The organism is Streptomyces catenulae (assembly GCF_000718015.1).
In the GTDB taxonomy this organism is placed as follows: Bacteria; Actinomycetota; Actinomycetes; order Streptomycetales; family Streptomycetaceae; genus Streptomyces; species Streptomyces catenulae.
In genome coordinates this window covers 154,462-172,798 of sequence record NZ_JODY01000004.1, presented here as the reverse complement: position 1 = coordinate 172,798, position 18,337 = coordinate 154,462, and the positions used below count along the sequence as shown (strand labels likewise).

Below are 18,337 nucleotides of genomic sequence, written 5' to 3'. Positions count from 1 at the left end.
AGATCTTTCACGGGGCCCCCTGTTCGGTCATGACGGTCCGGGACCGGCGCCGCGCTCCTTGTAGAGGCTGATGGTGACCGTACGGTCCTCGGCGACGGTGGAGTCGACCTTGCCGGCCAGTGCGGAGAGCACCGTCCAGGCGAAGGTGTCGCGCTCGGGTGCGCGGCCGTCGGTGGTCGGCGCCGAGACGGTCACCTGCAGCGCGTCGTCGATGAGACGGAAGACGCAGCTCAGCACGGAGCCGGGGACGGCCTGCTGGAGCAGGATCGCGCACGCCTCGTCCACCGCGATGCGCAGGTCCTCGATCTCGTCGAGGGTGAAGTCCAAGCGGGCTGCGAGTCCGGCGGTGGCCGTACGCAGCACGGAAAGGTAGGCACCCGCAGCGGGCAGCCGGACTTCCACGAAGTCCTGGGTCCCGGGCTCGCCTGCGATCTGGGACACCCTCACCTCCAAGGTGGCACAAGCTGGATTGAGCTGATACGTGTTGAGCTGATGTGCGGGCCGCTGCGCCGCTCCGGGCGTCCCGCCGGTCGCTCCCGAGGGGAGCGGCGGTGGCACGGCGCAGCACAGGGTTCGGCTGTGACGCTACCGCGATCCGCGGGCCGGTGTCGCCCGGACGGAGCACGGCCGTCGTCCGGAATGCGAACGGCTCCAGGGGCTTCCGGAACCGCTGTCGTCACTGATTGTAAACACATGAGTACGCACAGTGGCTAGGGGGTGGGGGCGTCAAATCCTCGACGGTGACGCTCCGTTGACCCGCGTGGTGTCCGCGAGGGCGTGCAGTTCCTTTCCAGTGAGCCGGAAGACCGTCCATCCGTCCATGGGCTGCGCGCCGATCGACCGGTAAAAGCCGATGGACGGTTCATTCCAATCCAGGACGGACCACTCGAAACGCTCGTAGCCACGGGCCACACAGATCTCCGCGAGCGCCGCCAGCAGCGCCTTGCCGTGGCCGCCGCCGCGCGCCTCGGGGCGGACGTAGAGGTCCTCCAGATAGACACCGTGCGTGCCCGTCCACGTCGAGAAGTTGCGGAACCACAGGGCGAAGCCCACCGGCTCGCCGTCCTCCTCGGCCATCAGCGCGAAGGCGGCGGGCTGCGGCCCGAAGAGCGCCTCGGTGAGCTGCGCCTCGGTCGCCCGCGCCGATTCCAGGGCACGTTCGTACTCGGCGAGTTCGCGGATCATGGCCAGGATGGCGGGGACGTCGGCGGCGGCTGCTTCGCGGATCATGGCGCCAGGCTAAACCGCGCCGGTCACGGACCGGCGGGGCGGTCCCCGGGCCCCGGCGCCCTCAGACCAGGAGCTGGTCGACGAAGCACCACCGCCAGGACTCGCCCGGCTCGAAGGAGCGCATCACCGGATGGCCGGTCCGCTCGTAGTGCCCGGTGGCGTGGCGGAACGGCGACGAGTCGCAGCAGCCGACATGGCCGCAGACCAGGCAGAGCCGCAGCTGGACGGGGTGGCTGCCTGCCTCCAGGCACTCCGGGCAGGTGTCGCTCAGCGGGGCGGGTTCGGCGCGTGGCAGATCACGGACGTGCACACACTCGCTCATGATGGCCAGGTTACGACCCGGGGGCCGTGGTCCTCAGGTCGTGGCCGGGCGGTGCCGCACCCGGACCGCGCCGGAGGGTACGGACGGGACGGGCCGATGGACGTCATGCCGCTGCTGTTGCTGATCGCCGGGAGCGCCGCGGTGGCCGCGCTCGCCCGGCGGACGCCCGTCCCGGCGCCGCTGCTGCTGGTCGCCGCCGGGCTCGTCGCCGCGTACGTCCCCGGGGTGCCGGACTACACCCTCGACCCGCACATCGTGCTGCCGCTGGTGCTGCCGCCGCTGCTGCACACCGCGGCGCTGGAGAGCTCCTACCTGGACCTGCGGGCCAACTGGCGGCCGGTGGCGCTGCTCTCCGTCGGGTACGTCCTCTTCGCCACGCTCGCCGTCGGCTTCCTCGCCCAGCTGGCGATCCCGGACCTGCCGCTGACCGCCGCGCTGGTCCTGGGTGCCGTCGTCGCGCCGCCGGACGCCGTCGCGGCCACCGCCATCGCCCGCCGTCTGGGGCTGCCCGGCCGGATCACCACGATCCTCCAGGGCGAGTCCCTGGTGAACGACGCGACCGCCATCACCGCCTACAAGGTGGCGGTGGCCGCGGCGGTCGGCGCGGGCGCCACCTGGGCCGGCGGCGCCGAGGAGTTCGCCGTCGCCGCCCTGGGCGGCATCGGCGTCGGACTCGTCCTGATGGTGCCGCTGCACTGGCTGCGGCTCCGGCTGCGGACGTCGCCGCTGCTGGAGAACACCCTCTCGCTGCTCATCCCGTTCGTCGCGTACGCCGCCGCCGAGCAGTTCGGGGCGTCCGGGGTGCTCGCCGTGGTCGTCGTCGGCCTCCACCTGGGGCACCGCTCCTGGCAGGTCGACTTCGAGACCCGGCTCCAGGAGGCGGCCGTGTGGCGGATGGTGTCGTTCCTGCTGGAGTCCGCGGTCTTCGCGCTGATCGGGCTCCAGCTGCCGGTGGTGCTCCGCGGGCTGGGGGAGTTCAGCGGCGCGCAGGCCGCCGGGTACGCCGGGCTGGTCTTCGTGGCGGTGGTGGTGGCGCGGTTCGTGTGGGTCTTCCCGGCGACGTATCTGCCGCGCCTGTCGGCCCGGATCCGGGAGCGGGAGCCGGACGTCACGGTCGCGGCGCCGCTGGTCGTCGGCTGGGCCGGGATGCGGGGCGTGGTGTCGCTGGCCATCGCCTTCTCCGTCCCGGCGACGGTGCACGACGGCGGGCCGTTCCCCGCCCGCAACCTGGTGCTCTTCCTGACGTTCACCACCGTCATCGCCACCCTCGTCGTCCAGGGCCTGACGCTGCCGCCGCTGATCCACGCCCTCAAGCTGACCGGCCGCGACGCGCGCGCCCAGACGCTCGCCGAGGCGCAGGCGCAGAACGAGGCCTCGCGCGCCGCCGAGGAGCGCCTCGACGCCCTCCTCGCCGACGACCGCAACACCCTGCCGGGCCCCCTGGAGGACCGGCTGCGCACCGTGATGGAGCACCGCCGCAACGCCGTCTGGGAACGGCTGGGCACGGTCAACGAGGTGACCGGCGAATCCGCCGACGAGACGTACCGGCGTCTGGCCGGCGAGATGATCGACGCCGAACGCCGCGTCTTCGTCCGCCTCCGCGACACCCGCCGCATCGACGACGAGATGCTGCGCACCCTGCTCCGCCGCCTCGACCTGGAGGAGGCGGCGGCCTACCGGGAGGAACAGGGGTGAGGGGCCCGGGCGCCCCTACGACCGCAGGAACGCGTCCCCGTGGTCCCGGATGTGGGATTCCAGTGCGGTCAGTGCGTTCCGGGTCGCCTCCGGGGTGCCGCTGCCGCTGTGTTCGGCGTAGTAGGCGGCGCCGAGCTTTTTGAGGAGGTCGTTGCCCGCGCGCTGCTGCTGGACCTCGTCCACCTTCTGTTTGCCCTGCTCAAGGGCGTTCTGGGCCTGCTCCTTGGCGCGGTCGAGAAACCCTGCCATCACTGCCTCCTGTGCACGATCGGTCTCAAGGGGTCAACGGCCCGTCCGGCCGCCGGGTTCCCCGCCTCAGGCTCGGCCACCCGGGCGGAGGACGCGAGGCGGGCGGGCCGTTGGGCGGGTCGGGGGCGGAAAGCCGGGCCCCGGCGCGGGCCGCGGGAGCGGTCGGGTTAGCGTGTCCGATATGGACTACCAGGCCGTTCTTGATGAGGTAGCGGCCTATGCGCGGCCGTATGTGAGGCAGGGCGAGGTCGCCGACTACATACCGGCGCTCGAACGCGTCAGCCCGGACCGTTTCGGTATCGCGCTGGTCGACATCGACGGCTCGGTGTACGGGGCGGGCGACTGGAAGACGCCGTTCTCGGTGCAGTCGATCTCGAAGACCTTCTCGCTGGCGCTGGTGATGGCGCACGCGCACGACGACGAGATCTGGTCCCGGGTGGGCCGGGAGCCGTCGGGTACGCCGTTCAACTCCCTGGTGCAGCTGGAGTGGGAGAACGGCATTCCGCGCAATCCGTTCATCAACGCGGGCGCGCTCGTCGTCACCGACCGCCTCCAGACCCTCACCGGTGACGCCAGTACGACGATGCTGCACTTCCTGCGGGAGGAGAGCGGCAACGAGGAGCTGGCGTTCGACCAGGCGGTCGCCGGTTCGGAGGCCGACCACGGGGACCGTAACGCCGCGCTCGCGCACTTCATGGCGTCGTTCGGCAATCTGGAGAACCCGGTCCCCAGCGTCATCGAGCACTACTTCTGGCAGTGCTCGATCGAGATGAGCTGCCGGGACCTGGCCACCGCGGGCGGCTTCCTCGCCCGGCACGGGCTGCGCACCGACGGCACCCGGCTGCTGGAGGCGCGGGAGGCCAAGCGGATCAACGCGGTGATGCTGACCTGCGGCACCTATGACGCGGCGGGGGAGTTCGCCTACCGGGTGGGGCTGCCCGCCAAGAGCGGCGTCGGCGGCGGGATACTCGCCGTCGTACCGGGCCGCTGCACGCTGTGCGTCTGGAGCCCGGGTCTCGACCGGCGGGGCAATTCCGTCGCCGGTGCCGCGGCGCTCGACCACTTCACGACGCTCACCGGCTGGTCGGTGTTCTGAGCCGCCCGGGGCGGGCGCCCGCCCGGCTCCGGTCGCGTTGTGGCGGCGATCTTCCTGGCGCATCGTGGGCGTAGGAGGTGCACCGCCATGGAGCACGAGATGCGCGCGGAGTACGTGGACGGCGTGACGCCGGGACCGGACGCCCCGGTCAAGATCTGGCACATGGTCCGCCTCGAAGGGATCAAGGCGATGTGCGGCCGGATGCTGAGCGAGTCCGCCGCCACCCAGTCGGCCGCCCTCTGGGGGACACCCGAGGGCGAGCCGTTCTGCCATTCCTGCGGTGCGATGTACCTGCGCGAGGTGCCCTGAGCGGCGGCGCCTCCGGCGTGCCGCCCGGTCAGGGGCAGCGGATGATCTGGCCCGCGTAGGAGAGGTTGCCGCCGAAGGCGAAGAGGAGGACGGGGGCACCGGCGGCGATCTCGCGGCGTTCGACCAGCTTCGACAGGGCCAGCGGCACCGATGCCGCCGAGGTGTTCCCGGAGTCCACGACGTCCCGGGCGACGACGGCGTCGACCGCGCCGATCTTCCGGGCGATCGGCTCGATGATCCGCAGGTTGGCCTGGTGCAGGACGATCCCGGCGAGGTCGGCGGGGGCGATGCCGGAGCGGGCGCAGACCTCGCGGGCGATGGCCGGGAGCTGGGTGGTGGCCCAGCGGTAGACGGTCTGGCCCTCCTGGGCGAAGCGGGCCGGTTCGCCCTCGATACGGACCGCGTGGCCCATGTCGGGGACCGAACCCCACAGCACCGGGCCGATCATCGGCTCCTCGGACGCGGTGACCACGGCGGCGCCCGCGCCGTCGCCGACCAGGACGCACGTCGTACGGTCCGTCCAGTCGGTCACGGCGCTGAACTTCTCGGCGCCGATCACCAGCGCCGACCGGGCGGAACCGGCGCGGATGGCGTGGTCGGCGGTGGCCAGGGCGTGGGTGAAGCCGGAGCAGACGACGTTGATGTCCATCGTCGCGGGGGCGGCGAGACCGAGGGCGGCGGCGACGCGGGCCGCGGTGTTGGGGCTGCGGTCGGTCGCGGTGCAGGTGGCGACGAGGACGAGGTCGATCTCCTCGGCGGGGACGCCGCTGGTGGCGAGCGCCTTCGCCGCCGCCTGGGTCGCCATCGAGTCGACGGTCTCCTCGGGTCCGGCGATGTGCCGGGTGCGGATGCCGACGCGGCTGCGGATCCAGGCGTCGTCGGTCTCCACCATCGACGCGAGATCGTCGTTGGTGAGCACGCCCGGCGGTTGATGGTGGCCGACCGCGAGAACGCGTGAACCTGGCATGTCATCCCCTCCGGACCTGCGGTGTCGTGCGACCAGTGTGACCCGCGGCGGGCGAGTGCCCCTTTTCGAGAACCGCCAATCTTCCGCCGTCTTCTCTGGAGAGATCCCACGCCACCCGGACGGGGCCCGGTCGGCGTGCCGGGGGCGTGCGGGTACTTCTGCGCGCCCCCGGCCCGGGCGTGTCCGGTACGCCCGCCCGGCGCATTCCGTACGCCGTTCCGTACGTCGTTCCGTACGCCGCCGGGTACGACGGAGGCGGGGCCCCGGCCTCCCGGCCCGGGCTCCGCCTCCGTACCGCCTGCCGCCTCCCGTCACTCCGCCGTCGCGCGAAAGCGGCGCAGCCGGAGGCTGTTGCCGACGACGAAGACCGAGGAGAAGGCCATCGCGGCGCCCGCGATCATCGGGTTGAGCAGGCCAGCGGCGGCCAGCGGCAGGGCGGCGACGTTGTAGCCGAAGGCCCAGAAGAGGTTGGTGCGGATGGTGCCGAGGGTGGCGCGGGCCAGCCGGATGGCGTCGGCCGCGGCCCGCAGATCGCCGCGGACCAGGGTGAGGTCCCCGGCCTCGATGGCGGCGTCGGTGCCGGTGCCCATCGCCAGGCCCAGATCGGCGGTGGCCAGCGCCGCCGCGTCGTTGACGCCGTCGCCGACCATGGCGACCGTCCGGCCCTCGGCGCGCAGCCGCTCCACCACGGCGACCTTGTCCTGCGGCAGCACCTCGGCGATGACCTCGTCGATGCCGACCTCGGCGGCGACCGCCTCGGCGACCGCGCGGTTGTCACCGGTCAGCAGCACCGGCGTCAGGCCCAGCGCCCGCAGTCGGCGGACCGCCTCGGCGCTGGTCTCCTTGACCGCGTCGGCGATCACCAGCACCGCGCGGGCCGCGCCGTCCCAGGCGACCGCGACGGCGGTGGCGCCCGCCTCCTCGGCCCGCCGCTTCGCCGCCGCCAGCGGCTCCGGCAGCGTCAGCCCGGCGTCCGCCAGCAGCCGCTCCCGGCCGACCAGCACGGTGTGGCCGTCGACCTCGCCGCGGACGCCGAGCCCGGGGACGTTCTCGAAGTTCCGGGGCGCCGGGAGCGCACCGGAGGCCGCCTCCTGGGCCGCGGTGGCGACGGCGCGGGCGATCGGGTGCTCCGAGGCGTGCTCCAGCGCACCGGCCAGCCGCAGCGCGGTCGCACGGTCCTCGCCGTCGGCGAGATGGACACCGGTCAGCGTCATCACACCGGTGGTGACCGTGCCGGTCTTGTCCAGGACGACGGTGTCGACGGCGCGGGTGGACTCCAGCACCTCCGGGCCCTTGAGCAGGATGCCCAGCTGGGCGCCGCGGCCCGTACCGACCATCAGGGCGGTCGGGGTGGCCAGGCCCAGGGCGCACGGGCAGGCGATGATCAGCACCGCGACGGCTGCGGTGAAGGCGGCGGTGGCCCCGGCGCCCGTCCCGAGCCAGTAGCCGAGGGTGCCGACCGCCAGCGCGATGACCACCGGGACGAAGACCGCGGAGATCCGGTCGGCCAGCCGCTGCGCCGCGGCCTTGCCGTTCTGCGCCTCCTCCACCATCCGCGCCATCCGGGCGAGCTGGGTGTCGGCGCCGACCCGGGTCGCCTCGACGACCAGTCGGCCCCCGGCGTTGACGGTGGCGCCGGTGACGGTGTCGCCGGGCCCGACCTCGACCGGTACGGACTCGCCGGTCAGCAGGGCGGCGTCCACCGCGGACGAGCCCTCGGTGACCCGGCCGTCGGTGGCGATCTTCTCGCCGGGGCGGACCACGAAGCGGTCGCCGACGGCCAGCTCGGCGGTGGGGACGCGGACCTCGCGGCCGTCGCGCAGCACCGCGACGTCCTTGGCGCCCAGCTCCATCAGGGCCCGCAGCGCGGCCCCGGCCTTCCGCTTCGCCCGGGCCTCGAAGTAGCGGCCCGCCAGGATGAACGTGGTGACCCCGGCCGCGGCCTCCAGATAGATCGAGCCGCCGCCTTCCCCGCGGGTGAGGGTCAGCTCGAAGGGGTGACGCATCCCGGGCATCCCGGCCGTACCGAAGAACAGCGCCCACAGGGACCAGCCGAACGCGGCGAGCGTCCCCATGGAGATCAGGGTGTCCATGGTGGCCGCGCCGTGCCGCAGATTGGTCCAGGCGGCGCGGTGGAACGGCCACGCGGCGTAGCCGACCACCGGGGCGGCGAGGGTCAGCGAGAGCCACTGCCAGTTGGTGAACTGCAGCGCCGGGACCATCGCCATGAGGATCACCGGGACGGAGAGGACCAGCGCGGTCAGCAGCCGCTGCCGCAGCGCGGTGAGGCCGTCGTCCGCGGCGGCCGCCCCGTCCGTGCCGTCCGCGGGCTCCGGCACCGGCGGCGCGGGCACCGCGGCGGTGTAGCCGGTCTTCTCGACGGTGGCGATGAGGTCGGCGGTCTCCAGCGCGCTGCCCTCCTCCAGGGAGACGCGCGCCTTCTCGGTGGCGTAGTTGACCGTGGCGGTGACGCCGTCCATGCGGTTGAGCTTCTTCTCGACGCGCGCCGCACACGAGGCGCAGGTCATCCCGCCGATCTCCAGCTCGATGTACTGCTCTCCGGGCACGGTGATCACGACTGCTCCTCGTGGTGTGCGTACGGGTGGGGGGTATGCGGGGCGCTGTGCGGCGGGGACGGCGCGGGCGGCGCCGGGGCGCCCGTGGCGCGGCCGATGCCGAACCCGGCGGCGAGCACGACCAGCAGGATCAGTGCGTAGCCGCCGAGCAGGACCGGGGTGGTCGGTGCCTTCATGCCGTACTCCTCACAGGGATACCGGAACCGGGGACCGCGGGCGTTCCCGGGGGTGGGGACGCGGCCTCCACCGGCGTCCCGCTCTCTTCAACTGTATACCCCCCAGGGGTATTCCGTCACGGTGCCGTGCCCCTTCCGGCGGCCTCCGCGGGCCGCCGTCCCGCGTGCCGGGTCCCTGCCGTCCGGCGGGCCGGGACGCCATACTGTGCCGGTGTCGATGATCCGTAGCCTCCGCCGCGCCGTCCGGCTGCCGCAGCCGCGCACCCGCGGGGTCGACCTCAGCCACCCCGCCCGCTCGCCGCTCGGCACCGCCGTCGTCAACTGCGCGGTGTACGAGAACGGCGTACGGCAGCCCGGCGACCACCCCGCCGACGAGGCGCTGCGCCGGGTGCGCCGCTCCGGCGCCGGATTCGTGTGGATCGGGATGCACGAGCCGACGGAGACGGAGTTCGCGGACATCGTCGAGCTGTTCGGACTGCACCCGCTCGCCGTCGAGGACGCCGTCCTCGCCCATCAGCGCCCGAAGATCGAGCTGTACGACGGCTCGCTCTTCACCGTCCTCCGGACCGTCCGCTACGTCGAGCACGAGCAGCTCACCGACACCAGCGAGGTCGTCGAGACCGGTGAACTCATGGTCTTCACCGGCCCGGACTTCGTGATCACCGTCCGGCACGGCGGCCACGGCTCCCTCGGCCCGCTCCGCGAGCAGCTGGAGCGCGACCCCGAGCAGCTGGCCATCGGCCCGTCGGCGGTCCTGCACGCCATCGCCGACCTCGTGGTGGACGACTACCTCGATGTCGCCGCCGAGATCCAGAACGACATCGATGACGTGGAGAGCGAGGTCTTCTCGGTCCGCGGCAGCGGCGGCGCCGGACGGATCTACCAGCTCAAACGCGAGGTGCTGGAGCTGAAGCACGCCGTCGCCCCGCTCGATCGGCCGCTGCAGAAGCTGGTGACCGGGCCGATGCCGTACGTCGACTCCCGGCTGCGGACGTACTTCCGGGACGTCACCGACCACCTGGAACGGGTCGTCGAACAGATCACGTCCTTCGACGAACTCCTCAACTCGATACTCCAGGCCCACCTCGCGCAGGTCACCGTCGCGCAGAACGAGGGCATGCGCCGGATCAGCGCCTGGGTCGCGATCCTCGCCGTCCCGACCATGGTCTGCGGCGTCTACGGCATGAACTTCACGTACATGCCGGAGAAGGACTGGACGTACGGATATCCGCTGATCGTGGCCCTCACGCTGGGCCTGTGCCGGCTGATCCACCGCGGATTCAAGCGGAACGGGTGGCTGTGAGGCCGACAGCTTTCAGGGAGGGTTCCTGAGAGTTCCCGGAGGAAGACCGAAGACCCGGGGCCCGGTTGTCTTCAGGAAGCCTTCCTGAGAACAACCGGGCCCCGGGCCCCCGTCGGCATCTTTCAGGCTCCTCTCCTTCAGGCTCCTTCCCTGAAAGAGAGGCCCCCGCGCCCCGGCGCTACTCCCGTCCCCCGACGTGCAGCGGCCGTCCCGCGCCGAAGCCCGCGACGATCTGGGGCACCAGCAGCACCAGCAGCACCGTGATCGGCACCGTCCAGCCGCCCGTCGCGTCGTGCACCGCGCCCAGCACCGCCGGGCCGGTCGCCGCCAGGATGTAGCCGAAGCACTGCGCCATGCTGGAGAGCTGCGCGGTGTGCCGGGCGTCCGGGGCCCGCTCCACGATGAAGAGCAGCGCCAGGCTGATCGCCCCGCCCTGCCCCAGACCGAGCAGCGTCATCCAGGCGTACGCCCCGCCCACCGGCGCGGCCAGCAGCCCCGCGAACCCCGCCGCGCACAGCAGCGCGCTCACCGCGGCGAGCGTCCCCGCGCGCAGCCGCCGCCCCACGATCACCGGGGCGAGGAACGACCCCGCGATGCCCAGCAGCGAGGAGTACGACAGCATCCACCCGGCGTCGCCCGCCGACATCCCGGCGTCCTTCAACACCGTCGGCAGCCAGGCGGCGGCCGCGTAGTAGCTCAGCGACTGGAGCCCCATGTAGCCGGTGACCTGCCAGGCCAGCGGGGAGCGCCACAGGCCGCGCACCGGGTGGGCCGCCGCGCCCGCCGCCCCGGCGGAGACCCGGCTGCGGGCACCCGTCTGCGGCAGCCAGCACACCAGCGCCACCACCGCGAGGCCGCCCCAGCACGCCAGTGTCGCCTGCCAGCTCAGCCCGGCGGCCCGCTGCACCGGGACGGTCACCCCGGCGGCCAGCGCCGCGCCGCCGAACAGCGACATCGAGTACAGGCCGGTCATCAGCCCGGCGCGGTCCGGGAAGTCCCGCTTGATCAGGCCGGGCAGCAGCACATTGGCGACCGCGATCCCGGCGCCGATCACGACCGTCCCGGCGAACAGCGCCACCACCGAGTCCACCAGCCGCAGCGCGGTCCCGGCGCCGATCAGCGCCATGGTGCCGAGCAGCGACCGCTCCATCCCCAATCGGCGGCCCAGCCGCGGCGCGACCGGGGCCAGCAGTCCGAAGCAGAGCAGCGGCAGCGCGGTCAGCAGACTCGTCGCCGCCGCCGACATCCCGCTGTCGTCCCGGATGGTCCCGGCCAGCGGCGACACCGCGACCAGCGCGGGCCGCAGGTTCAGCGCCAGCAGGACGACGCCCAGGCCCAGGTAGAGCGCCCGGCGCCCGGTGGGTACGGTCGCGGGCGGCTCGGCGGTGGGGCGTGGCGGTGCGGTGGATATCGGGCCGTCGGCGACGGCGGATCCGGGATCAGGCACGGTGTTCTCCGGTGGTGTACGGACGCCCGCCGACCCGGGCACCGTCGCCCGTGGCGTCGCGCAGGGCGTCCCTCGCTTCGGTCAGATGCGCCAGCACGGCGCGTTCGGCGGCGTCGGCGTCGCCCGCCTCGATGGCGTCGACGACCGCGGTGTGGCCGTCGAGTTGGTGGTGCACCGCGTCCGGCACGTGCGCGGCGAGCACCGCGTGCAGCGTGGCGCGCAGCGCGTCGCTGAGATGTGCGTACAGATCCGCCAGCACCCCGTTGTGCGCGGCCTGTGCGATCAGCTGGTGGAAGCGGACGTCGGCGGTCACGAACGCCTCGGTGTCCCCGGACTCCCAGGCCCGCACCCGCTCGGCCAGCGACTCCCGCAGCGCCGCCAGGTCCGCGGGCGTGCGCCGCGCCGCCGCGTGGCGCGCCGCGTCCCGCTCCAGCGCGGCCCGGACCTCGTACGCCTCCAGGTTCTCCGCGCGGCGCAGCCGTCGCTGGACGGCGGCGCCGAAGTCGCTGCGGGCGCGGACGTAGGTGCCGTCGCCCTGCCGGGCCTCCAGCAGCCCGGTGTGGACGAGCGCGCGGACCGCCTCGCGGACGGTGTTGCGCCCCACGTCCAACTGCTCGACGAGGGCGGGCTCCGGCGGGATCTTCGTCCCGACCGGCCACTCGCCGTCCGCGATCAGCGCCTCCAGCTGCTCGATGACGAGGTCGACCAGGCTGGTACGGGCGGTACTGCGCAGCGGCATCGGCGCGGCGTCCTCTCCTCGGACCGGGACGGCGGGCCGTCCGTCGGACCACCGCATTCTTCCGGTCATGTGAACATCCCATGTTTGTGCCTGTCAAAAGAGGCCGGGCCCCGCACACACCTGCGGCGGAGTCCGCGAAGGACTCCGCCGCAGGGCCGCGTACGGGGAAGACGGGCACGAGGCGGCCGTACGCGGGGCCGCCCGGTGGTCCGGGCAGAGGACCGCCGCCGGGTCCGGACACCGTCCGCCGGTGGCCCGCGCCGGTGGGGGCGCGGGCGGCCGGGGCGAGGGGGGCCGGACGCGGCAGACGGGTGGGGAACCCCTGCCGGAAGAGGCGCGGCGCCGGTGGGCCGCCGCGCGGGGGTGCCGTACCGGGGGCGCGTCCCGACGGGGCGTCAGGAGGGCGCGCCCACCGGTGCGGCGGGCGGACGGGTCAGGACGCCTTGTGGAGGAGCCCCGCCAGACCGTTCGCCCACAACTGGTTGACCTGCGCACGCTCGTTGGCGTCCGGCTGGGTGTTCTGGCAGGACGGGCCGGGGCCGCCGCCGGACATCAGCTCGCTGCACGGGCCCTCGTAGTGGTCCGGCAGACCCAGCACATGGCCGGTCTCGTGGGCCACCACGCGGGTGGAGTTGTACTGCTGGTTCTGCGCGTAGTCCAGGAAGACGTAGCCGCTGCCGTGGCCGTCGGTGCTGGCGTACGAACCGCGCGGGTCGTTGCCCTCGCGGTACTGGAAGTCGCCGCCGCTGCCTTCCGCGAGCTTGACGTTGGAGACCGCGCTGTTCCAGATCTGCGCGGCCTGGGATATCTGGCTCGCGAACGTCGGGGCGGCGCTCGCGTCGTAGGTCACCGTGACCGACTGGAGGTGCGGGTTGGCCTTCAGCTTCTTCGCCGCGGACTTCACCACGGCGTCGAAGAAGGCCTTGGTGTCGGCCTTCTGGGCGGCCGAACCGGTGTACGCCGCCACCGAGGCGGGGGTGGAGCGGTGGGAGGCGGGGGAGGAAGGCGTCGCGGACGCCGGGACCGCCGCGGTCAGTGCGGCGGCGAGGCCCAGGCCGAGCGCCGCCGACAGCGCCGTCTTGGGAGATCTCATGTGGGGGCTCCTTAATTTCCGAGGGCTACGGCCGCCGTGTGGGGCGGCGGCCGGGGCCCCGGATTTCTTGGTGCCGCCGAGTCTGGACGCAGTTCACCCGGCAGACGGAGATGCCAGGAGGCGATAGGACGGCTCAATACCCCGGGTGAAAGGGGCAGTTCATGGGGGTTCAGGAGTCTGGTGTGACGCCTTCACGCATGGCTATGCTCCCCGCGTGGAGCTAGAGGTGAGGCATCTTCGAGCCCTGTGCGCCATCGCCGACTCCGGCAGCGTACGGAAGGCGGCCCGTCAGCTGGGCATGACCCAGCCGTCGCTGACCACGCAGCTCCACCGCATCGAGAAGGCCCTCGGCGGCCAGCTCTTCTTCCGCGCCGCCACCGGCAGCCGCCCCACCCCGCTCGGCCACGTCGTCCTCTCCCGCGCCCGCCCCATCGTCGCCGACATGCGCGCCCTGGTCGACGAGATCACCGCCGTCTCCGTCCGCGAACAGGGCGCCCGGCTGCGCATCGGCAGCACCAGCAGCCGCGCCGTCGCCGGTTGGCTGCGCCGCCTGCGCGCCCGCCTGCCCGGCACCGATCCCGCCCTGCGCATCGACGTCTCCGCCAACGCGCTGCTCCAGATGGTCTCCTCCGGCCAGCTCGACGCCGCCTTCGTCCACGAGGTCGAGGGCGCGCCGCTCCGGGTGCCGCCCAGCCTCGTCCAGTACGAACTCATCGCCCGCGAACCGCAGTTCATCGCCCTCCCGGCCACCCATCCGGCCACCGCCAAGGAGGTCGTCGACCTCGCCGACCTGGCGGGCGACCCGTGGATGGTCGACCCGACCGTGGACGGCGAATGGGCCGGGCTGCGCCGCATCTGGGCCGCCGCCGGGGTCAACCCGCGGGTGGTGCACGGCGATTACCTCACCGCCGCCGACCTCGTCGCCGCCGGTGAGGTGGTCACCCCCTGCCAGCCCACCTCCCGCCCCCGCCACGGCATGGACATCCGCCCGCTGCGCGGCGACCCCCTCGCCGTCCGCCTCTTCATGGCCTGCCGCTCCGACACCACCCTCGCCGCCCCACCCGAGGCCCTCTTCGCCGACCTCACCGCCTCATACACGGAAATCGCCTGGTCGAGCACCGCGTACCGGGCCTGGCTGGTCCGGAAGGGCGACGGAAAGCTGCCACGGAGACTGGCTTCGGCGTAGGGGGCTGCCCGGCGGACCCGGGCCCGGAGGGGGCGGAACGGTACCTGTGACATGGGTGGGGCCGAGTGCCCGGTCGACGGTCGCGATGATGGCCGCGCTGCTGGTCAGCACGGTCGGCGACGAGGTCGCCACGGTCGCGCTGTCGCTGCGCGCGGCCGACCGCACCGGGCTGCCCGCGGTGGTGTCGGCACAGATGATCGCCGGACTGCTGCCCGGCATCGTCCTCGGCGGGCTGATCGGCCGGACCGTGGACCGGTACCGGACCGCACACGTCCTGGCGGTGACGCTGGCGCTGGAGGCGGTCACCGCTTTCGGCGCCGCCGGGTTCGCCGACGGACCGGCGCGGCTCATCGCCGCGGTGCTGCTGCTCGGCTCGCTCGGCGCGGTGGCCCAGAGCTGCGTGCTGGCGCTGGTGCCGCGGCTCTTCCCCGGGGCGGGCGCCCAGTTGCGGGCGAACGCGGTCATGGAGTCGACCAGGAACGCCGGTTACCTCGCGGGCCCGGCGCTGGTGGGCCTGCTCACCGGATACGGCGGCACCGGCCTCGCCCTGGCGGCCGACGGCGCGACCTTCGGCTTCGCGCTCCTCGCCGTCCCGGTGATCGCCCGCCGGTCCACCCACGGGGCCCGGCCGGATGCGGACGGCACGGCCCCGGACGGGCCGACGGCCCCGGCGGCCCGCGGACTGCGCGCGGGGCTGGCCGCGCTCTGGAACGGCGGGCAGCGCCGGGCGACGCTCGGCGTCATCGTGGTGACCGTCGCCGCCACCTCGGCCCTCAACGTCGTCATGCCGTTCTTCGCGCACCGGATCCCGGGCGGCGTCACCGCCTACGGCGCCCTGCTCACCACCTGGAGCATCGGCCTGGTCCTCGGGCCCGTACTGGTCCGCGGCCGGACGGCGGCCCCGCCGCCGCAGGTGTTCGCCGTCGCCGCGGCCACCGTCATCGGCCTCGCCTATCTGCTCGCCGGTGCGGTGCTGTGGCTACCGCTGATGCTGGCCGCCTTCCTGTGCGGCGGCATGGCCAACGCGCTGCAGAACGTCATGCTGCGGACGTATGTGATGGCCGACTGCCCACCCGCCCGACGCGGCCAGATCGGCGCCGCCTACGGCGCGACCCTCCAGACCGCGGTGGCCTGCGGCTTCGCCGCGGCGGCCGTGCTGCCTGCCGACTGGTCGCGGTGGGGCATCGTCACCGGCGGCGGCATCGCGGCACTGGCCGGGGTGGCGGGAACGGTACGGGTGTCGCTCCTGGCGCGGTCGGCTCCGGCCGGGACGTGACGGCGGCCTTCCGGAACCTCCGGGGCGTCACCCCGACCCCTGCGGCGCCCTGCGCCCCGGCGCGGCCCCCATACACACCGAAGGGGCCCGGCGGATATTTCCGCCGGGCCCCTTCAGGGCGACACCGGTCTGCGGAGGTGCACCACCCGCAGGGCGTCGTGGGCCGATCCGGGGATCAGGCCTTCTTGGTCTCCCAGAAGATCTTGTCGACCTGGGCGATCAGGTCGAGGGCCTTCTGGCCGGTGGCCGGGTCGTTCGAGCCCTTGGCGGCCGAGAGGGCCTTGAGGGTGTCGTTGACCAGCTGGTGCAGCTCCGGGTACTTCTCGAAGTGCGGGGGCTTGAAGTAGTCGCTCCACAGCACCGAGATGTGGTGCTTGGCCAGCTCGGCGCGCTGCTCCTTGATCAGAACGGCGCGGGTGCGGAAGTCCGCGTCCTCGTTGGCCTGGTACTTCTCCTGGACGGCCTTGACCGACTCGGCCTCGATGCGGGCCTGGGCCGGGTCGTACACACCGCAGGGCAGGTCGCAGTGGGCGCTGACCTTCACCTTGGGGGCGAACAGGCGCGAGAGCATGTTCAGTCCTTCCTCGTGATCGTCTTCTCACGGGCGAGATTACTCGGTGCCGGAACCCTTTTCTCGGGCGGCCCGTGGGTCTTAGGGCAAAAGTCCGGCACCCCGCGGGACCGGAGACGGGCCCACGGCCGGGACTGATGGAGGATGGACCGGTGAGCTGGAGGAATGGTCCGGTGGATGCCGGGCCGGACCGGACCGGGAGGTGGGCTGGATGCCCGAGCGGGTGGACGGGCGCGGGCCGGAGGGCGGCGGACCCGAGAGCGGCGGACCCGAGGGCGGGGCGCGGCGTGCGGGGCCGGTGTTCGGGCTGGCCGAGGTGTACAACCCGTCGATGCTGCCGACGCTCCGGCCCGGCGACCGGCTGCTGCTCCACTACGGCGCGACCGTCCGGCCGGGTGACGTGGTGGTGGTCCGGCACCCGTTCCGGCAGGACCTGCTGATCGTCAAACGGGCCGTGGAGCGGCAGGGCGGCGGCTGGTGGGTGCGGGGCGACAACCCGCGGGTGGTCAACGACAGCCGGGAGTTCGGGGCGGTGCCGGACGAACTGGTGGTGGCGCGGGCCCGGGTGCGGCTGCGGCCGCTGGGGGCTCAGCGCTCGCCGCTGGCGGTGGCGTCCTGGGTGCTGTCGGCGGTGCGTCCGCTGCGGGCGGCGCGCTCGCTCTCCAGCCTCTTGCGGGCGCGGTAGGCGGCGACGTTGGCGCGGGTCGCGCAGCGGTCGGAGCAGTAGCGCCGCGAGCGGTTGGTGGAGGTGTCGAGGTAGACGTTCCGGCACGGACGGGCCTCGCAGACACCCAACCGGTCCACGCCCAGTTCGGTGAGGTGGAAGGCGAGGCCCATACAGGCGGTGGCGGTGTAACCGGCGGTGGCGTTGGCGGCGTGGTCGGCGATGTGCATGTGCCAGTCGGGGCGCCCGTCCGCATCCCGGTACTCGTGCCCGGAGATCTGCGGGCTGACCGGGAACTCCATCATCAGCGCGTTGAGCAGGTCGACGGCGCGGACCTCGTCCCCGTCGGCCGCCGCCTCGAAGACCGTCCGCAGCCGTCCGCGGACCGCGCGCAGCCGGGTCACATCGCTCTCGGTGGCGCGCCGGGCGATCTGCTGCGCCGGTCCGAAGAGCGCCCGGACCGCTTCGACGGAGGTCAGGCTGTCGCCGCCGCGCTCGGGCTCCTCGGTGTTGACGAGCCGCACGGCATAGTCCGAGTAATAGGCCAGTTCCACTTGTAGTCCTTACGGGGGCGGGCTATCGTTCCGGGCAGGTAGCCGTAATGGGTGTTGTGGCTACGAGGGTATTACACGCGGAAGGGGTTCGTGATGACGGAGACCGTGGCCGGGGCCGACTGGCAGGCGTGGCAGGACAGTTGGGACCGGCAGCAGGAGTGGTACATGCCGGACCGCGAGGAGCGGTTCCGGGTGATGCTCGACATGGTCGAGGCGCTGGTGGGCACCGCGCCCCGGGTGCTCGACCTGGCATGCGGCACCGGCTCGATCTCCGACCGGCTGCTCAAGCGCTTCCCGGAGGCCGAGAGCGTCGGCGTCGATCTGGATCCCGCGCTGCTGGCCATCGCCGAAGGGTACTTCGCCGGGGACGCGCGGGTGCGGTTCGTTCGCGCCGATCTCAAGGACCCGTCCTGGACCGCGCAGTTGCCGCACACCTCGTACGACGCGGTGCTCACCGCCACCGCGCTGCACTGGCTGCACACCGAGGACCTGCGCGGGCTCTACGGGCAGCTCGGCACCGTGGTGCGCGACGGCGGCGTCTTCATGAACGCCGACCACATGCCGGAGGAGTCCACCCCGCGGATCGACGCCGCCGACCGCGCGCAGCGCCATGCCCGGATGGACCGGGCCAAGGCCGCGGGCGCGGTCGACTGGGCCGACTGGTGGAAGCTGGCCGCCGCCGACCCGCTGCTGGCCGGGCCGACCGCCGAACGGTTCGAGATCTACGGGGAGCACGCCGACGGCGACACCCCCTCCGACCGGTGGCACGCCCAGGTCCTGCGGGACTCCGGGTTCGCCGAGGCGCGGACGGTGTGGCGGTCGCCGAGCGATGCGCTGGTGCTCGGGCTGAAGTGAGCCGGGGGTGAGGCACGGGGCGGGCCCGG

General features: G+C 73.3%; 20 protein-coding genes. 8 read left to right on the top strand and 12 right to left on the bottom strand.

The window, feature by feature from the left end:
• Window positions 1-27: 27 nt before the first annotated feature.
• The 3 genes from IF23_RS0106790 to IF23_RS0106780 all read right to left on the bottom strand — a co-directional run bounded on the left by IF23_RS0106790 (window position 28) and on the right by IF23_RS0106780 (window position 1,552).
• Window positions 28-441 (bottom strand): ATP-binding protein, encoded by a 414-nt coding sequence (locus IF23_RS0106790; RefSeq protein WP_003985353.1) that lies wholly within the window; start codon window positions 439-441, stop codon window positions 28-30.
• A 285-nt stretch (window positions 442-726) separates the two neighbouring features.
• On the bottom strand, window positions 727-1,230 hold the full coding sequence (locus IF23_RS0106785) for a GNAT family N-acetyltransferase (protein ID WP_030280858.1): 504 nt from the start codon (window positions 1,228-1,230) through the stop codon (window positions 727-729).
• 61 nt (window positions 1,231-1,291) lie between these two features.
• Window positions 1,292-1,552 (bottom strand): UBP-type zinc finger domain-containing protein, encoded by a 261-nt coding sequence (locus IF23_RS0106780; protein WP_030280856.1) that lies wholly within the window; start codon window positions 1,550-1,552, stop codon window positions 1,292-1,294.
• A 96-nt stretch (window positions 1,553-1,648) separates the two neighbouring features.
• Here IF23_RS0106780 and IF23_RS0106775 point away from each other — a divergent pair, with 96 nt between their 5' ends.
• Window positions 1,649-3,247, top strand: a complete 1,599-nt coding sequence (locus IF23_RS0106775) for a Na+/H+ antiporter (protein ID WP_030280854.1) — start codon at window positions 1,649-1,651, stop codon at window positions 3,245-3,247.
• Window positions 3,248-3,262: 15 nt separating this feature from the next.
• On the opposite strand, the gene IF23_RS0106770 is transcribed toward IF23_RS0106775, so the two are convergent.
• Window positions 3,263-3,496, bottom strand: a complete 234-nt coding sequence (locus tag IF23_RS0106770; protein WP_030280852.1) for a hypothetical protein — start codon at window positions 3,494-3,496, stop codon at window positions 3,263-3,265.
• 181 nt (window positions 3,497-3,677) lie between these two features.
• On the opposite strand from IF23_RS0106770, the gene IF23_RS0106765 reads away from it, so the two are divergent.
• Window positions 3,678-4,592, top strand: coding sequence for a glutaminase (locus IF23_RS0106765; protein WP_030280850.1), 915 nt, complete (start codon window positions 3,678-3,680; stop codon window positions 4,590-4,592).
• 87 nt (window positions 4,593-4,679) lie between these two features.
• Window positions 4,680-4,901, top strand: coding sequence for a hypothetical protein (locus tag IF23_RS0106760; RefSeq protein ID WP_030280848.1), 222 nt, complete (start codon window positions 4,680-4,682; stop codon window positions 4,899-4,901).
• 28 nt (window positions 4,902-4,929) lie between these two features.
• Here IF23_RS0106760 and IF23_RS0106755 read toward each other — a convergent pair whose 3' ends face one another.
• From IF23_RS0106755 to IF23_RS0106745, 3 genes are all read right to left on the bottom strand, one after another.
• Window positions 4,930-5,868 carry a beta-ketoacyl-ACP synthase III gene (locus IF23_RS0106755; RefSeq protein ID WP_030280846.1) on the bottom strand — a complete coding sequence of 313 codons (939 nt, stop codon included), beginning with the start codon at window positions 5,866-5,868 and terminating at the stop codon, window positions 4,930-4,932.
• Between the two features lie 311 nt (window positions 5,869-6,179).
• Window positions 6,180-8,444 carry a heavy metal translocating P-type ATPase gene (locus IF23_RS0106750; RefSeq protein ID WP_030280844.1) on the bottom strand — a complete coding sequence of 755 codons (2,265 nt, stop codon included), beginning with the start codon at window positions 8,442-8,444 and terminating at the stop codon, window positions 6,180-6,182.
• On the bottom strand, window positions 8,441-8,620 hold the full coding sequence (locus IF23_RS0106745; protein ID WP_030280842.1) for a hypothetical protein: 180 nt from the start codon (window positions 8,618-8,620) through the stop codon (window positions 8,441-8,443). Before IF23_RS0106745 ends, IF23_RS0106750 begins: the two co-directional genes overlap by 4 nt.
• A gap of 217 nt (window positions 8,621-8,837) precedes the next feature.
• Here IF23_RS0106745 and IF23_RS0106740 point away from each other — a divergent pair, with 217 nt between their 5' ends.
• Complete coding sequence (locus tag IF23_RS0106740) at window positions 8,838-9,923, top strand: magnesium and cobalt transport protein CorA (protein WP_030280840.1); 1,086 nt, start codon at window positions 8,838-8,840, stop codon at window positions 9,921-9,923.
• A 178-nt stretch (window positions 9,924-10,101) separates the two neighbouring features.
• Here the strand turns inward: IF23_RS0106740 and IF23_RS0106735 are convergent, their stop codons facing one another.
• The 3 genes from IF23_RS0106735 to snpA form a co-directional block, all read right to left on the bottom strand.
• Window positions 10,102-11,370, bottom strand: coding sequence for a CynX/NimT family MFS transporter (locus IF23_RS0106735; protein ID WP_051739315.1), 1,269 nt, complete (start codon window positions 11,368-11,370; stop codon window positions 10,102-10,104).
• Window positions 11,363-12,109, bottom strand: coding sequence for a FadR/GntR family transcriptional regulator (locus IF23_RS0106730; protein ID WP_051739313.1), 747 nt, complete (start codon window positions 12,107-12,109; stop codon window positions 11,363-11,365). The genes IF23_RS0106735 and IF23_RS0106730 overlap by 8 nt, the downstream gene beginning before the upstream one ends.
• A 433-nt stretch (window positions 12,110-12,542) precedes the next feature.
• Window positions 12,543-13,202 (bottom strand): snapalysin, encoded by a 660-nt coding sequence (gene snpA, locus IF23_RS0106725; protein WP_030280834.1) that lies wholly within the window; start codon window positions 13,200-13,202, stop codon window positions 12,543-12,545.
• 226 nt (window positions 13,203-13,428) lie between these two features.
• On the opposite strand from snpA, the gene IF23_RS0106720 reads away from it, so the two are divergent.
• Together IF23_RS0106720 and IF23_RS0106715 are read left to right on the top strand one after the other, a co-directional pair.
• Complete coding sequence (locus tag IF23_RS0106720) at window positions 13,429-14,388, top strand: LysR family transcriptional regulator (protein WP_030280832.1); 960 nt, start codon at window positions 13,429-13,431, stop codon at window positions 14,386-14,388.
• A 46-nt stretch (window positions 14,389-14,434) separates the two neighbouring features.
• Window positions 14,435-15,664 carry an MFS transporter gene (locus tag IF23_RS0106715; protein WP_157847977.1) on the top strand — a complete coding sequence of 410 codons (1,230 nt, stop codon included), beginning with the start codon at window positions 14,435-14,437 and terminating at the stop codon, window positions 15,662-15,664.
• Between the two features lie 175 nt (window positions 15,665-15,839).
• Here the strand turns inward: IF23_RS0106715 and sodN are convergent, their stop codons facing one another.
• The gene (gene sodN, locus IF23_RS0106710) at window positions 15,840-16,235 is read right to left on the bottom strand and encodes a superoxide dismutase, Ni (RefSeq protein WP_030280828.1); all 396 of its coding nucleotides are present in this window, start codon (window positions 16,233-16,235) and stop codon (window positions 15,840-15,842) included.
• A 211-nt stretch (window positions 16,236-16,446) separates the two neighbouring features.
• On the opposite strand from sodN, the gene sodX reads away from it, so the two are divergent.
• Entirely contained in the window at window positions 16,447-16,920 is a 474-nt protein-coding gene (gene sodX, locus IF23_RS30970) for a nickel-type superoxide dismutase maturation protease (protein WP_037677540.1), read from the top strand.
• Here sodX and IF23_RS0106700 read toward each other — a convergent pair.
• On the bottom strand, window positions 16,824-17,453 hold the full coding sequence (locus IF23_RS0106700) for a CGNR zinc finger domain-containing protein (protein ID WP_030280824.1): 630 nt from the start codon (window positions 17,451-17,453) through the stop codon (window positions 16,824-16,826). The two genes, sodX and IF23_RS0106700, sit on opposite strands and share 97 nt — an antisense overlap.
• A 93-nt stretch (window positions 17,454-17,546) precedes the next feature.
• On the opposite strand from IF23_RS0106700, the gene IF23_RS0106695 reads away from it, so the two are divergent.
• Window positions 17,547-18,308, top strand: a complete 762-nt coding sequence (locus tag IF23_RS0106695; protein WP_030280823.1) for a class I SAM-dependent methyltransferase — start codon at window positions 17,547-17,549, stop codon at window positions 18,306-18,308.
• Window positions 18,309-18,337: the final 29 nt, after the last annotated feature.

Coding starts and splice junctions, on each gene's coding strand:
- IF23_RS0106760 (WP_030280848.1), top strand. CDS start 4,680: ATGGAGCACGAGATGCGCGCGGAGTACGTGGACGGCGTGACGCCGGGA.
- IF23_RS0106755 (WP_030280846.1), bottom strand. CDS start 5,868: ATGCCAGGTTCACGCGTTCTCGCGGTCGGCCACCATCAACCGCCGGGC.
- IF23_RS0106730 (WP_051739313.1), bottom strand. CDS start 12,109: ATGCCGCTGCGCAGTACCGCCCGTACCAGCCTGGTCGACCTCGTCATC.
- sodN (WP_030280828.1), bottom strand. CDS start 16,235: ATGCTCTCGCGCCTGTTCGCCCCCAAGGTGAAGGTCAGCGCCCACTGC.
- IF23_RS0106780 (WP_030280856.1), bottom strand. CDS start 1,552: ATGAGCGAGTGTGTGCACGTCCGTGATCTGCCACGCGCCGAACCCGCC.
- snpA (WP_030280834.1), bottom strand. CDS start 13,202: ATGAGATCTCCCAAGACGGCGCTGTCGGCGGCGCTCGGCCTGGGCCTC.
- sodX (WP_037677540.1), top strand. CDS start 16,447: ATGCCCGAGCGGGTGGACGGGCGCGGGCCGGAGGGCGGCGGACCCGAG.
- IF23_RS0106775 (WP_030280854.1), top strand. CDS start 1,649: ATGGACGTCATGCCGCTGCTGTTGCTGATCGCCGGGAGCGCCGCGGTG.
- IF23_RS0106765 (WP_030280850.1), top strand. CDS start 3,678: ATGGACTACCAGGCCGTTCTTGATGAGGTAGCGGCCTATGCGCGGCCG.
- IF23_RS0106770 (WP_030280852.1), bottom strand. CDS start 3,496: ATGGCAGGGTTTCTCGACCGCGCCAAGGAGCAGGCCCAGAACGCCCTT.
- IF23_RS0106740 (WP_030280840.1), top strand. CDS start 8,838: ATGATCCGTAGCCTCCGCCGCGCCGTCCGGCTGCCGCAGCCGCGCACC.
- IF23_RS0106745 (WP_030280842.1), bottom strand. CDS start 8,620: ATGAAGGCACCGACCACCCCGGTCCTGCTCGGCGGCTACGCACTGATC.
- IF23_RS0106695 (WP_030280823.1), top strand. CDS start 17,547: ATGACGGAGACCGTGGCCGGGGCCGACTGGCAGGCGTGGCAGGACAGT.
- IF23_RS0106785 (WP_030280858.1), bottom strand. CDS start 1,230: ATGATCCGCGAAGCAGCCGCCGCCGACGTCCCCGCCATCCTGGCCATG.